This is a genomic window from Streptomyces sp. NBC_00659 (assembly GCF_036226925.1).
Lineage (GTDB): Bacteria > Actinomycetota > Actinomycetes > Streptomycetales > Streptomycetaceae > Streptomyces.
The window spans coordinates 9,277,496-9,290,501 of sequence record NZ_CP109031.1 but is presented as its reverse complement, the minus strand read 5'-3'; the positions used below and the strand labels follow the sequence as shown (position 1 = coordinate 9,290,501).

Here is a 13,006-nt window from a genome sequence, read left to right as displayed (position 1 = left end):
GGCTCAGTCGACCAGCGCGCCGGCGGAGAGATTGGCGACGGTGCCGGTCATGGCTCCCGCTCGATCCGACGCCAGGAACGCGGCTGTCTCTGCGATTTCCGACAGCGTAGGAAGCCTCTTCAGAAGCGTCCCTTGCACCATCCCCCCGCCTTCGAGCATCTCCTGGACCGACTGCCCGCCCGCTGCCGCCATCTGCTGGAAGAGGTCCTTGGTGTACGAACCCGCTGCCGGTGCATCGACGACAGCGTGTGGACGGATGCAGACCACCCGGATGTTGTCGGGTGCCAGCTCCGCGGCCAGAACCCGCGAGAAGGCCTCCTTGCCGGCCGCGCTCACGCTGTGTCCCAGGATGCCGCCCACAGCCAGTTTGGAACCCGGCTCGGACAACGTCAGGATGACGCCAGGACGCTCGCGGCCCATGTGGCGCGCCACAGCCTTGCTTGTGATGAACAGCGTCTGCAGGAAGCCGTCGATGGGCCGCATGAACTCCTCGAGCGAGAGATCCGCCAGCGAAGTCCCCTGGTCGTGCATGACACTCACGGCGCTGAGTGCGACGTCGATGCTGCCGGCCGTCGCCGCGACGTCTTCGGCGTGCTTTTCGACGGCCTGTTGGTCGAAGACGTCGACTTGCGCGGTCTCGACCTTCCCGCCGGTGGCGGCGATGTCGCGCGCCACGGCGTCGAGCTTCTCCTGTGTCCGCCCGGCGATGAAGACCCTTGCACCTTCCCGGGCGAATACCCGTGCGATTGCGCCGCCGATCGCGCCCCCGCCTCCGTAGATCACAGCGTTCTTGTCAGCAAGCAGCAATCCACTCATTGTGTCCTCCAAAGGTGATGGGTTCATTCACAGATGATGGGTTCATTGCGCGCGACGCAGCCAGGGGCGCCGACCTTGATCAAAGGGGTGGGCCAGAGCTCTCTTCCGGGGCCGGACGGTCAGTCTCGGTCGTGCTTCTGTCGCTGGATCTGTTCCGCGATGCGCTTGATGCGGTTCAATCGCGCATCCCACGCCCTGCCGACCTCATTCAGTTGGCGGACCGCACGGGCGAGCTGCGCCTCGTCGACTTCGTAGCGCCGCTCGCGGCCCATCGGTGTCGCGTGTACGAGGCCGGCGCGATCGAGGACGCCCAGGTGCTTGGTGACCGCTTGGCGCGTGATCGGGAGACGATCGCTCAGGCTGGTCGGCGTACCGACTCCTTCCGCGAGCAACAGGTCGAGCAGGCGGCGCCTGATCGGGTCGCCTATCGCCGACCAGAGTTCGTCGTCGACGGCGGCGGTCATTGCGCCACCACGGAAGGGGCGTAGCCCTGCAGCTTGGGCAGGAACATGTCCCAACCGCGCTCGTGGTCGTGGAAGGCTTCCTCGAGCACGGCGGCTTCCCACCCCTTCTCTCGCCAGCCGCTCTCGGTGAGGCGCAGAATCGTGCCGTCACCGGAGGGCTCGAGCTCGATGGTGACCAGGAGGGAGTTGTCGGCAGCGGGCAGTTGCCCATCTTCGGCGACCCAGCGGAAGGCGAACTTGCGCGGCGGATCCACGTCGACGACGACGATCCGCTCCACCGCGGCGCGGTCGCCCCAGACCAGTTCGCCGACCGCGCCCGGCGCGGGATCGAACGACGCGTCGTCGGACCACCACATCTTGATGTGCTCGGGACGACTCACGACATCGAACACGATCTCCGGTGCGGCATCGATCCGGATCTCGCGTTCCAACTTTCCGAACTCCACCACGTACCTCCAATAAGCAACCATCGGTTGCGTATCACCCTAGCCCTCGCACTAGGGATGCGCAACCTTTCATTGCGCAAGGACCGCGAGGTCGGCGCAATGGAGCGCTGACCAGGCGTCGGCAGAGTTCGATGTGCAGCGGCGCAGCCGATGAGCCGCAAGGGTCAGAACACGCCCGTTCGCTCTCCCTCACCACTCCGGACGGACTGCCGCGAACAGATCCGGGCGAACGCTCCACCGCCGGCCTGGAATCTCTTCGATCTCATCGCCGGGGGATGCCTATGCTCCCGCCATGGCCGATGCGAAGCCCAACGCGGCGAACTGCGACCGGTTGGTCCGGCTCGTGCCGCCGCCGGCCGCGCCCGTGGACGCCCACGGGGACTGGATCACCGCCGAGACCGTGATCGGGACCCGGCTGCCGGAAGACTACAAGCGACTTGTCGAAGCCTACGGCTGGGGCGAGTTCTGCGATTTCCTCTACCTCCGGACTCCGTTCGGAACCAACAAGCACAACGGCATCCAGTGGCAGATTCCCCACCCCACGGGATCTCCGGAAGGGGACCCTGAGCGCTACCCATATCCACTGCACCCCGCTCCGGGTGGGCTGCTGATCTGGGGCACCACCATGGACGCCGACCGACTGTGCTGGCTCACCGACGGGGTTCCGGAGCAGTGGCCTGTGGTGGTGTGGAGCAGCGAGGGCTGGTACGAGACCCATCGGATGGGCGCGGCCGAGTTTCTCGAGAGCTGGGTCGGCGGGCGCGTGAGCTCCGGCTTGCCCGGAAGCATGGAGCCGAACCTGGCGCCGTGGTTCAACGCCTTCCGTACCCGGACCCACCGGTGCCTGCGGCTGTCCGAAGGCCCCTTGTCCCACCCCGATCGGCTACGGATCCTGCGCGAGACGCTGGCTCCCACCACGGACCGGGGCTCGTGGCACTCCGAGCACGACGAGGCGAGACAAGACCACTTCGCGATGGTCGATGCCGACTGGCTGCTGACCTACGACGCGTCCCGGCCTCACCAGATCCGAATCGACTTCCCACCCGAGGACAGCAAACAGGTTCGCCGGCGTCTCGTCGCCGCTGTCCGGCTCATGGGATGTGAGGTGCTTCGGATAACGACGGTGACCGGAACGACCCTGCCGTCCTGGGACGCGGCCACGGACGAGGACAAGGAGTAGCGGGCGAGCCGAGCCCGTGAGGGACAGAGGAACACAACACATGCGTGGCCCGCCCGAAGTGCGGCTGCGACCTGACGGAACCGGCCCCGGCGTGCCTTCGAAGGACGCGTCGGGGCCGGTTCCGGTTTGGATCGCATCCGCTTCCAGGGGCGGATGCCGGTGTCGGCTACGGGGTCAGCGGCGGCACTCCTTGTGGGCGGGGACCCAGACGCGGGTCCAGTGGCCGGGGTGCCAGTGGTGGTGCCGGTCCCGGTAGGCCGGGTGCCACTGCCGTGCCCAGTGGCCCGCCACCTTCACGCAGTGGTGCGGCGCCGCCGACGGCCGGTGGTGGTCCCGCGGGGCGGCCGACGCGGTTCCGACCGTTCCGACGACCGCGCCCGCGGCCAGGGCCACTGTCACCGCTCCCAGGGCCGCGGCCCTCTTCAACCCGTTGATCATGTTCAGACCTTTCCGTACGTATCGGAGTTGACGCCCCGGCACCGCCCGGACCGTTCGGCCGGGCACGCACTGATCCTCACTCTCGGGCTGGGCCAAATCGGCACAGAACACCGGACTCTTAAGGAATGCAAATTAATTTCTCATTGAGCGTAAATAGTCACATAAGCGCCACGGTGTCGTCGACGCACCGCCGGGCGGTCCCCCGAGCGCAAGCGGCGGCCCGTCCCGTAGGCCGCGGCGCGGAGTGTGATGCCCTGCACCCGGGGGGCGAACGACGCAACGGGGCGGTGCTGTTGTGGCCCGGAGATGGCGACACCCGCCCGGAGTCCAGGCGGTGTATGTCGTGCCGGCATTCGGCGCCGTTACGGGCGCGCGGCGAGGTCCTCGCCGGGACGGGTGGAGCTGCCGGGGCGGGCGGAGGCGCGGATCACGGACGGGCGCTGGGACATCGAAGGCTCCTCGACGAGGCGAAGGGCCACTCGGACAGGGGCGATCTCAGCAGGGCCGTCCGGGAAACCCCAGAAGCGGGGCGGGAGTTGGGGTGCCGTTCTGCAGGGCGGGACAGATCCGGCTCACGGTGAGCGGGCCGGTCAGCCCCGCGGGCCGACGACGGGTACAACCGGCCTTCCCTCAGCCGAAAGACCATGAACCGGCGTGATCCCTGGCCTCTGTCGGCCCCGGCACCCGGAATTCCGGGTGCCGGGGCTGACCTGCACAAACGCTTCGATCAAGGGCGCGTGGCGCCGGCACGGGAGTCGGGGGGTAGCGGGGGCGCTGCTCCCTCCCCAGGGACCCCAATGCCTGGCGCCTCGATCCGGGGATGCCAAGGACACGCCATTAAAGATCAATTCACTGCCCTGGCCCCTGGGCCGCGTCGCTTCCCTACGCCCCATCAACACCGTGCGCCACACGCATGGAACGGGATATGTCATGGTCTCCAAATTATTGTGGCCTTCATCCAATTCTGTACAGGATGGGGCCGAGCGTATGGCGTTCGCAGAACCGGTCGATGATGGAGCCTCCGTCTCCCCCGGCCGACCCGGCAGGCACAACAAGGAGCAGTCCTTGGCCCCGCTGCTCGCTGTATGCGCCGGGTACTTCATGGTGATCCTCGACGTCACCGTCGTCAGCGTCGCGGCGCCGGTGATCGGCCGGGAGATGTCGGCTTCCGTGACGGGCATCCAGTGGATCACCGACGGATACACCCTGGTGTTCGCCGGCTTTCTGCTGCTGGGCGGCGCAATGGGTGACCGATGGGGAAACCGCCGGATCTTCTGCACGGGCGTGGCCGTGTTCACGCTGTCCTCCGCCGCCTGCGCTCTCGCTCCCAATGCTCCATTCCTTACCACGGCCCGTCTGGTGGAGGGACTGGGCGCGGCGTTGATCGTGCCCGGGTCGCTGGCGCTGCTCCGGCAGGCGTATCACGCTCCGGCGGCTCGTTCGAGAGCCTTCGGCCTGTGGGGATCCATGGCCGGCATCGCGGCCTCGGCCGGTCCGCTGCTGGGCGGACTACTCGTCTCCACAGTGGGCTGGCGATGGGTGTTCCTGATCAATCTGCCGGTCGGCATCGTCTGCCTGGTGCTGACGCTGCGCCACGTGGAGAATTCCCCCCGACTGCTCTCCCGCGCCATCGACTGGCCCGCGCAGTGTGCGGTGGTGACCGCCGTGGCCTTCCTGACGACCGCACTCAACGAGGCCGGACGACGCGGCTGGACCGCACCGGCCGTCCTCGCCGCGGCAAGCCTGTCCGTCCTGGCAGCCGCCGCCTTCGTCGTTCGCGAACGGCTCGCGCGATCTCCCGCCGTCCCGCTGGACCTGCTGTGTTCCCGCGCACTGGGCGGCGGCACCGCCATCGGCCTGCTGTTCAACTTCGGCTTCTACGCCATGGTGTTCACCGCCAGCCTGTACTTCCAGCACCAGCGCGGCTTCAGCGCGCTCGAAACCGGGGTGGCGCTGCTCCCCGCGGTTGCCATGACTATGTTCGCCTCCGTCGTGTCGGCCCGCCTCGCTCGCCGCACCGGAGACCGGCCCCTGGTGATCACCGGGATGCTCCTGGCCTCCGCGGGCCTGGCGAGCTGGACCGCAGCAGGAGCCGAACCCGCCTACCCCCTGCTCATCCTCCCCATGATGGCAGCGGGATTCGGCACCTCCTTCGCACTCACCGGCACAACCTCCACCGTCATGGGCGCCGCACCACCGGCCTACTCAGGGACGGCTTCCGCCCTCTTCAACACCGCCCGCCAGGTGGGCAGCGCCACAGGCCTCGCCCTCGGCGGCACCCTCCTCGCCACCGCCACCACCTACGGCCAGGGAATCCGCGTCAGCATGGCCATCGGCGCACTCGCCTACCTGACCGCCGCCGGCCTCGCATGGCGATGCGTACCCCCGAAATCCGAACACAACGTTCCCGGCCCGTAGATCGTCCTGCTCAATGGTCACGCCGCCCTGTCCGCGCGAACAGACGCCTCCCGCCCGGTCATCCACCGGCAACGTCGGCTCGGGCCACCCCATCGGCGCACACCGATCATCGAGGGGCACAGCCGCCTCAGGAACGGGACTCCAACACCTCCACAGCACCCGTCTCGGTGTCGTAACTGCGCAGAGTGGTGAGCCGGACCGACAACGGCGGCGCCGGCAGCAGAGCGGGGATCCGCCGGTCGGCGAACACGCCCGCCCGCGGGGAACGGCCGAGGGTGATGTGCGGGCTCCAGCGCGTGGGGTCGTGGAGGGGGTTGAGGGTCTCGGGTGGGCTGTCCGAGGTCACCGCGTCCCACACCCGGCCGTGCAAGCCGGCCAAGGCGGAATCGAGATCAAGGGCCCAGGCCAGCACCGAGGTGGGCCGCTCGAAACGGACCACACCGGAAACCCGCACGTGCAGGGGCAGCGCGGCGGCCACCTCGCCGAGCTCCCAGCGGATCGGAGCGGTCAGCTCGGGACAGGAAGCCAGCGTGACGTGCGGGCTGTTGGTCGGTGAGCGATGGCGCGCCTGACTGGGCAGACCCGCATCCGCGAGCCGCCGCCAAGCCGCCCGGACCGCGAGATCTGCCGCCTCATCCAACAAGACCTCAACCGTGCGCACCGAAGCAGCTTAGCGGCGCAACCTGCGGTCTCCGCGGTCCACTGGCCGGCTGCCAATCAGGAGCGCAGCGCGGTCGCACCGCCAGACCCGGGAAGTCGACCACAGTGCGGAGACACGGGAAGCGCGACGACGAATCGACTCGTACGGAAACGACACCCCCGCAGAGACCTACAACCTGCTCGACTACACCGAACGAACCGCATTCCCACTCACCCCCGCACCGTCCCGGCGGCCGCTGCGTTGGAGTGCGTACTGTGACCGCGTGTCCTTCTTCGCCTTGTACGACGCCGAAGACTTTTACGGCGAGCCGGAGCCTGTGCCTGGGGGCGCGTGTCCTTCGCTCCCGACAAGGTGCTCGCTGCTCGTGAGCGCCGTACCGGGCGACGGACGAACCGGCAGTCGGTCGGCGACCAGGGGCTGTTGGTGAACCAGATCGCCACCGATGTCCTGCTGTGGCCGTCCAGCCTGTGGCGCGTCGCCGATCTCGAGCCGATGCGGCCGCTGCCGGTCCACAGATGGGTGCGCTGCCGGGGCTTCACAGTCACAGAGCAGGTGCCCGCATGGCTGGTCGCCGGACCTCACGGGGACGTCGTGGAATGGGTGATCACCCAGACGTGAACGCTGACCGGCGCTCAGGTCGATGCTCTTGCCGCGCTGTCAGTCGAAGGCGACGGGCCTCTGACATGAACGCTGTGGGCTCGTTGGCCGCGGGACCATCACACTGGTTCACCGGTCGGATGCGCTCTGACGACGCTCAACGAGGTAATCGCGGAGGCCGCTCACCGCGTGGGCCCGCAGTTGTTCGGTCGGGATGAGGGAGATGGGGTTGAGGTCCTCAGCGATCCGGCCTGGCTGCGGGCCTTCGATGCGGCGTACGCAGCCGCGCTGGCACTCGGAGCCCCCGAGCTGCTCACACCCGAGGAGAACGCGGTGCTCGCCCACCGGTGGACGATCGTGCTCGGCCCACCTGACGTGCCCGAACAACAGCGAGCGTGAAGGACGGGTAGCCAGGACGAGCTCTCCGATTCCGGCGGTTCGTGGCACGCCCGTCTCCACTGTGCCGACCCGGGCCGAACTGGGTCAGTACGACGCCGGCCAGGGAGAACCACTCCCTTGCCACTTCCGAGGAGGAGACCGTCCCGGAGGAGGACGCTCCCGACAATTCTCAGGCTCCATCGGACGAGATCGTGGACGAGGCTGACCTCGAGGACGAGAACACGCCCGTGGACGGCAGTGCTCCGGCAGACGAGGGCGACACTGTCGACGGCACCGAGACGTACCTGAGCTCCTACCAGCCGCTGGCGAACTCCGTGTCCGCCACAGCGCCGGCAGCCGCACTGACCGCCTCCGGCAGTGAAAGACTGGCCGCCTCCTACAGTCCCCTCGCCTGGACCATCCCCGTCTCCGCCACTGAAGACCGGTACCGCTACGTCGGGTCCTGCAACCGACTCCGGTAGGACTTCGATCTGCACTGCCGCCCCCGCCGGTCGGGGGCGGCTCTCCGACGCCCAGGAAGACACGTTCGTGGCCGATCAGGACAGCGAATTCCTCACCCATGCAGCAGAGGTCGCCTTTGACCTCGGCCTTGACCGATTTCGCGTCACCAAGCTCACGCTCCGGTCCCGCGCCATCGAATTCACCGAAGTCAGCGGCCCATCAGAGCCGCCTGTCTACTTCGAAGGCGAGCCGCCCGGAACCGGACGCGAGGCACGCCGCACGTACGACTGGCAGCCCGGAGCCAACGCGCCGGCCTGGATGAACATGGCGTGGCTGCTCGACGACCTGGCCGCATGGGTCGATCAGATGGCCGAAGACCGCATTACCCTGATCGGCATCGAGGCACCGGAGCCGCACGGCTGCGACGTGCTCGTCCTCGACGGCGACAGCCGCTATCAAGTCCGGATAGCACTGGCCGACCGGCGCGATGTCCTGGACTTTCCCGGCATGTATCTGCGGGAGATGTTCGCTGAGGGCCGCTACCGCACCTACCTGCTGGCGGACCAGCCAGTCGTCGACCTGCGTGGCATCCTCTGAAAAGCTGGCCTCTCCTGGCCCGGGCGCGCCCGGCGTCGGCGCGGGTTGCTGAGCGACTGGCCCAAGCGCACGTGTTCGCCGGCGATCTCCTCGATGTGCCGTTGAGGAACGTCGAGGTGCCCGTCCCTGTTGTGGAAGGCCCTGTTGTGGAAGGCCCGTGCCGCGCGTGGAGCGCCTCAGGATTCCCGTCCGGCCGAGGTCCGGACCGGCCCACTCGGTGCGGTGCGCGTGTCGCTCCCGGTCCTCGGTCTAGGTTGCGCACAGTGGTCCCGTTCTCCGGGGCCCCTGACTCCTGTGACCGGGCCCGGAGGAACCATGGACGTCTCCTTTGACGTGTGGGCGCTGACCATCGCGGCCCTGTGCCTTCTCATCGGCGCGGACTTCTTCATCGGACGCAAACCCCACGACGTCTCCTTCAAGGAAGCCGGCATCTGGAGCCTGGTCTGGGTCACCCTGGCCACGGTGTTCGGCCTCGGGCTGCTGGTCTTCTCGGGGACCGGTCCTGCGGGGGAATTCTTCGCCGGATACATCACGGAGAAGTCCCTCAGCGTCGACAACCTCTTCGTGTTCGTCCTGATCATGGCGAAATTCGCCGTGCCCTCCCAGTACCAGCAGCGCGTCCTGATGGTCGGTGTGCTCGTGGCACTGGTCCTGCGCGCGATCTTCATCGCGCTCGGCGCCGCGATGATCTCGACGTTCTCCTGGGTCTTCTACGTCTTCGGGGCGTTCCTGATCTGGACCGCGTGGAAGCTGCTCCAGGACGCCCGTACGGGCCACGACGTCGAGGAGTACGAGGAGAGCAAGCTGCTCAAGGCCGTCGAACGGCACTTCGGGGTGGCCGACCGCTACCACGGCACCAAGCTGTGGGTCCGGCAGAACGGCAGACGCGTGATGACCCCGATGCTGGTGGTCATGCTGGCGATCGGCTCCACGGACCTGCTGTTCGCGCTGGACTCCATCCCGGCCATCTACGGACTGACCGAGGAGCCGTACATCGTCTTCACAGCCAACGCGTTCGCCCTGATGGGCCTGCGCCAGCTGTACTTCCTCATCGGCGGCCTGCTCAAGAGGCTCGTCCACCTCACGTACGGGCTGGCGATCATCCTCGGCTTCATCGGCGTCAAACTGGTGCTGCACGCTCTGCACGAGTCCGGGGTACCGGTCCCCGTGATCGGCATCCCCTTCTCGCTCGCCTTCATCTTCCTGGTGCTCGCGGTGACGACCTTCACCAGCCTGCGGGCCTCGAAGAAGGAGGATCGAGCCGACGGCAGGCCCTGATGGGCCCGCGCCCTGTACCGGCCGGGCGTCGGCCGCCCACCGGCCCCTCGCCCTGCTCGACCTCGACGGCACCCCCGGCCGACAGCGGAAACGCATTCCGCAGGGAGGTGTTCTGCCTTCCCCTGCCGGTTTCGTGTCATGCGCTGCTTCGGTCCGATGCAGCATGGGCGGCCGATGAGTGCGAGGCCGAAGGTCCGGCTTCGACGTCCCGCGAGCTCGATGCCGTTCTCCTCGGACCCTCCCGGGACGCCCGGGCGTAATGCCGTACATGGACCCGGTCAACGAGACGCACGTAGGCTGGCCGGGCCTGGGCGTCGCCGACGTCGCGGCCGCCGACGACACAGCGCCCGCCTTCCCAGCAGCTGCTCGCCGCCGGAGGCCCGCAGGCTGTCAGAGGGACTGCCGTCGATCCCCGGCAGGTACGTTTCGGGTGGCGGATGGTGCCGCTACGCCGCGGATGTTGCCGCAGACCGACTCGTCTGGCTCGTCGTTCAGTCGGGTGTCTCGGCCGAGTCGGCCGGTTCAACGTCGTTGCCCAGGGCGGACCGCTCGATGTCGTCGTTGGTCACGGCTCAATCGGCCAGCGCCAGAAATCGCCTGACGCTGCCGAGTCCCGTCTTGAGGCCGTTACGACTCAGCCACCGCTCTTTCGACGGAACGACCGCTGACTCGCGGCCGGGCCGTGCGTGCCGTGGACCTTCGACGTGTTGGTGCTCGCAGTGAGGGCGGCGTGTCAGCACTGGCTGCGGACTCGGCACTTGGCCCCACCGGCGCGCTCGCCCAGGCCCGTGACGGCAAGCCCGTCGACGACGACTTCCTGACCTTGCTGGAGAACACCACCCAGCCCCTCGCCGGCCTCGCCACCGAGCAGCGCCGGCACACCGTTCTGCTCCTCGACGCCTACCTGGCGACCGTGACCGAACTGATCGAGCACGGCCGCTACTCCCCCGCCACCGGCAGGCGTCTGCACACGTTGGCCGCTTCGCTGTCCCAGACCGTGGCCTGGCACCGCTTCGACCTGGGCCAGCACACACCCGCCAGCCAGTACTGAGTCGCCGGGCTTCACAACGCTCACGCCGCAGGCGACCACGACATGGGGGCCGGCCTTCTGAGTGATCTTGCCTACCAAGCCGCCAGCCACCTCGACCAGAAGGAACCCGAGCCCGCCGCGGCCGCCGCCACCCAGTCCCTGCTCCTGGCCCGCCGCATCGGCGCGCCCCGCTGCACCAGCCTCGTCGAAGCGCTCCTCCCCCGCTTCCGCCTCTACCCCAGCGTGCCGGGCGTCCCGGAACTCCTCCACCTCGCGGCCGCATAACGCGGGAGGCGTCTCGGGTCCGGATGATTCGCCTCAAGAAGGGGACGTGGCGCGGTTCCCCGGTCACAGCCGCGCGTCACCTACCGGCCCTCTTCACCAGCTGCTAGCAAGTCGCTAACATTGCTGGTATGGCACTCACGCAGCTCAACACCCGCATCGAACAGGAGCTGGCCGACAAGGTACGCGCGTCCGCGCAGCGCCGCGGCATGTCCGTCCAGGACTACGTCGCTGACGTCCTCGAAGCCGACCAGGCTGCTGCAGATGGACCCGAAGATCTGCGGGACGCCCGCGCCCGCATGCACGCCGCGGTCGCATACCGGAAGTGGAAGGCCAGCGGAAAGTCCGAAGACGGCTCCGTGAGCATGGATGAGATCTTCGGCGCGTGACGGCCGTCCCCGCCCGGTTCGCCGGACACGTCGGCGAGACCATCAAGAACCTGCCCGTCCCGGCCAAGGAAGAACTCCATGACGCGGTGCTCCGCGCGTGCGCAGACCCGTGGTCGTGGCCTCAGGCCGACAAGTACGACGACATGGATGAGGCGGTACGCGTCATCACGACCCGCACCGCCATCGTCCACTACGTGATCATCCCCGGCCCCGACCCGCACTTGTGGGTCTTCGCCATCACGGTCTGACCCCCCGCCATCACCAATCAGGGCCCTCCCTGCCCTGATCCCTGGAACCGTCCTCTGGGGCGATGACTCTGTCGGGGCGCGCTCGCTCGCATGCCGAACAGGTCCAGTCCCGCTCTGGGACGGTTGAATGGCAGGGCCGCCGTAGTAGCGCTGAGCCCACGGAATGGCGACTGCCTGAAACAGGGCTGGCCAAGGCCGTTGAAGACCTCCCCACCGGCGCATATGCATACGAGGCGAAATGGGACGGGTTCCGGGCAATCGTCAGCCGGAATCCGTCGGGCGCCGTGGAGATCCGGTCCCGGCAAGGCACGCTCCTGAATACCGGCTTTCCGGAGATCGCTGCTGCGGCCCGGGACCTGCCGCCGGTCATCTTTGACGGAGCTTGTCTCAGGCGGCGCAGCTCCCATAGACGAGACGTGACGGGCGTCGCGGCCACGTGCCGCAGCGGCCGCTCAGAGGTGACATCCAGGAACTTCCGTACCTCGGCGATGGTCATAGGCCCCGTGTCGTGCGCCACCGCCTCTCCCTCCTTCAGCAAGACGCAGGACGGGGCTCCGGTGATCCCGTATCGCTCGGTTGCGGCCGGACAACGTGTGATGCCGGTGCGGACGGCCGTCAGGCGGCCCGTGTAGTCGTCGGCGATGCCAAGGCTGAGTCCGGTGGAGGCTACCGTGACGGCGCCGAAGGAATTAGGACTTGTAGGGGTCCAGCCTTCTGGGACGGGGCCGGTTTCCGCGGATAGTGTCCTGCCAGCGTGCGGCGTTCGCGTACCGGAGCACGGTGTTGAGACCCCAGCCCAGGTGCTGGGCGATCGCCCGGCGCGAGTGGCCCTGGGCAAGCAGCTCGTGGACCAGAGCATGTGCTGCCTTCTTGCGCTCGGCCCGCCGACCTACGGGCTTCGAGTCCTCCTGCGATCGACCCGAAGCCCCTCTGGGGGGCCAGCAACACGCCGTTGGCGAAGGGTTGCGCAGGCAGTCGCGATGGGCCGCGACGCAGGTCTCCACGGCTCGGCGGAAGCCCTGCCACAGATGGAACCGGTCGGTGACCTGCAGCAGGGCCCGGGCTGTGCGCTCACCGGCGGAGAGTGGTACAGCCCCTACGACGACAAGTACTTCACCGACGCGCGCACCCTCGACATCGACCACCTCGCCGAAGCCTGGGACAGCGGCGCCTCCGCCTGGACCGCCAAAGAACGCGAGGCCTACGCCAACGACCTGGGCGACGACCGCGCCCTCATTACGGTCTCCGCAACCGGCAACTCCAGCAAGGCCGACCAGGACCCCAGCACCTGGCAGCCGCCCGCCCAGTGCTACCGCTGCCAG

17 protein-coding genes and 2 pseudogenes are annotated in these 13,006 nt (G+C 68.2%); 12 read left to right on the top strand and 7 right to left on the bottom strand.

Annotated elements, in window-relative coordinates:
- Positions 1-3 precede the first annotated feature (3 nt).
- The 3 genes from OG410_RS40880 to OG410_RS40870 form a co-directional block, all read right to left on the bottom strand.
- The gene (locus tag OG410_RS40880; protein ID WP_326790556.1) at positions 4-816 is read right to left on the bottom strand and encodes an SDR family NAD(P)-dependent oxidoreductase; all 813 of its coding nucleotides are present in this window, start codon (positions 814-816) and stop codon (positions 4-6) included.
- Between the two features lie 119 nt (positions 817-935).
- Entirely contained in the window at positions 936-1,280 is a 345-nt protein-coding gene (locus tag OG410_RS40875) for an ArsR/SmtB family transcription factor (RefSeq protein WP_329303802.1), read from the bottom strand.
- Positions 1,277-1,726 carry an SRPBCC domain-containing protein gene (locus OG410_RS40870; RefSeq protein ID WP_329303801.1) on the bottom strand — a complete coding sequence of 150 codons (450 nt, stop codon included), beginning with the start codon at positions 1,724-1,726 and terminating at the stop codon, positions 1,277-1,279. The genes OG410_RS40875 and OG410_RS40870 overlap by 4 nt, the downstream gene beginning before the upstream one ends.
- Before the next feature lie 292 nt (positions 1,727-2,018).
- Between OG410_RS40870 and OG410_RS40865 the strand changes: the two genes are divergently transcribed.
- The gene (locus tag OG410_RS40865) at positions 2,019-2,906 is read left to right on the top strand and encodes an SMI1/KNR4 family protein (RefSeq protein ID WP_329303800.1); all 888 of its coding nucleotides are present in this window, start codon (positions 2,019-2,021) and stop codon (positions 2,904-2,906) included.
- A gap of 174 nt (positions 2,907-3,080) precedes the next feature.
- On the opposite strand, the gene OG410_RS40860 is transcribed toward OG410_RS40865, so the two are convergent.
- A complete protein-coding gene (locus OG410_RS40860) occupies positions 3,081-3,344 on the bottom strand; it encodes a hypothetical protein (protein ID WP_329303799.1) in 264 nt (87 codons plus the stop codon).
- A gap of 1,065 nt (positions 3,345-4,409) precedes the next feature.
- Here OG410_RS40860 and OG410_RS40855 point away from each other — a divergent pair.
- Positions 4,410-5,762, top strand: coding sequence for an MFS transporter (locus tag OG410_RS40855; protein ID WP_329303798.1), 1,353 nt, complete (start codon positions 4,410-4,412; stop codon positions 5,760-5,762).
- A 127-nt stretch (positions 5,763-5,889) separates the two neighbouring features.
- On the opposite strand, the gene OG410_RS40850 is transcribed toward OG410_RS40855, so the two are convergent.
- Positions 5,890-6,423: a 2'-5' RNA ligase family protein gene (locus OG410_RS40850; protein WP_329303797.1), complete on the bottom strand. Its 534-nt coding sequence runs from the start codon at positions 6,421-6,423 to the stop codon at positions 5,890-5,892.
- A gap of 330 nt (positions 6,424-6,753) precedes the next feature.
- Here OG410_RS40850 and OG410_RS40845 point away from each other — a divergent pair, with 330 nt between their 5' ends.
- The 6 genes from OG410_RS40845 (at position 6,754) to OG410_RS40820 (ending at position 10,336) form a co-directional block, all read left to right on the top strand.
- Positions 6,754-7,041 (top strand): hypothetical protein, encoded by a 288-nt coding sequence (locus OG410_RS40845; RefSeq protein WP_329303796.1) that lies wholly within the window; start codon positions 6,754-6,756, stop codon positions 7,039-7,041.
- Positions 7,042-7,209: 168 nt separating this feature from the next.
- Positions 7,210-7,419, top strand: coding sequence for a hypothetical protein (locus tag OG410_RS40840; RefSeq protein ID WP_329303795.1), 210 nt, complete (start codon positions 7,210-7,212; stop codon positions 7,417-7,419).
- 191 nt (positions 7,420-7,610) lie between these two features.
- Positions 7,611-7,880, top strand: coding sequence for a hypothetical protein (locus OG410_RS40835; protein ID WP_329303794.1), 270 nt, complete (start codon positions 7,611-7,613; stop codon positions 7,878-7,880).
- A gap of 67 nt (positions 7,881-7,947) precedes the next feature.
- Positions 7,948-8,457, top strand: a complete 510-nt coding sequence (locus OG410_RS40830; protein ID WP_329303793.1) for a hypothetical protein — start codon at positions 7,948-7,950, stop codon at positions 8,455-8,457.
- A gap of 315 nt (positions 8,458-8,772) precedes the next feature.
- Entirely contained in the window at positions 8,773-9,735 is a 963-nt protein-coding gene (locus OG410_RS40825) for a TerC family protein (RefSeq protein ID WP_329303792.1), read from the top strand.
- 259 nt (positions 9,736-9,994) lie between these two features.
- Positions 9,995-10,336, top strand: a complete 342-nt coding sequence (locus OG410_RS40820) for a DUF6207 family protein (RefSeq protein ID WP_329303791.1) — start codon at positions 9,995-9,997, stop codon at positions 10,334-10,336.
- 33 nt (positions 10,337-10,369) lie between these two features.
- Here the strand turns inward: OG410_RS40820 and OG410_RS40815 are convergent.
- Positions 10,370-10,444: pseudogene (locus tag OG410_RS40815) on the bottom strand (DUF5302 domain-containing protein); the annotation flags it as partial.
- A gap of 21 nt (positions 10,445-10,465) precedes the next feature.
- On the opposite strand from OG410_RS40815, the gene OG410_RS40810 reads away from it, so the two are divergent.
- The 4 genes from OG410_RS40810 (at position 10,466) to OG410_RS40795 (ending at position 11,684) form a co-directional block, all read left to right on the top strand.
- Positions 10,466-10,786: a hypothetical protein gene (locus OG410_RS40810; protein ID WP_329303790.1), complete on the top strand. Its 321-nt coding sequence runs from the start codon at positions 10,466-10,468 to the stop codon at positions 10,784-10,786.
- 42 nt (positions 10,787-10,828) lie between these two features.
- On the top strand, positions 10,829-11,050 hold the full coding sequence (locus OG410_RS40805; protein WP_329303789.1) for a hypothetical protein: 222 nt from the start codon (positions 10,829-10,831) through the stop codon (positions 11,048-11,050).
- Between the two features lie 128 nt (positions 11,051-11,178).
- Positions 11,179-11,436: a hypothetical protein gene (locus OG410_RS40800; protein ID WP_329303788.1), complete on the top strand. Its 258-nt coding sequence runs from the start codon at positions 11,179-11,181 to the stop codon at positions 11,434-11,436.
- Positions 11,433-11,684 carry a hypothetical protein gene (locus OG410_RS40795; RefSeq protein ID WP_329303787.1) on the top strand — a complete coding sequence of 84 codons (252 nt, stop codon included), beginning with the start codon at positions 11,433-11,435 and terminating at the stop codon, positions 11,682-11,684. Before OG410_RS40800 ends, OG410_RS40795 begins: the two co-directional genes overlap by 4 nt.
- A 463-nt stretch (positions 11,685-12,147) precedes the next feature.
- Here the strand turns inward: OG410_RS40795 and OG410_RS40790 are convergent.
- A pseudogene (locus tag OG410_RS40790) lies at positions 12,148-12,330 on the bottom strand (thioredoxin family protein); the annotation flags it as partial.
- Between the last annotated feature and the right edge of the window lie 676 nt (positions 12,331-13,006).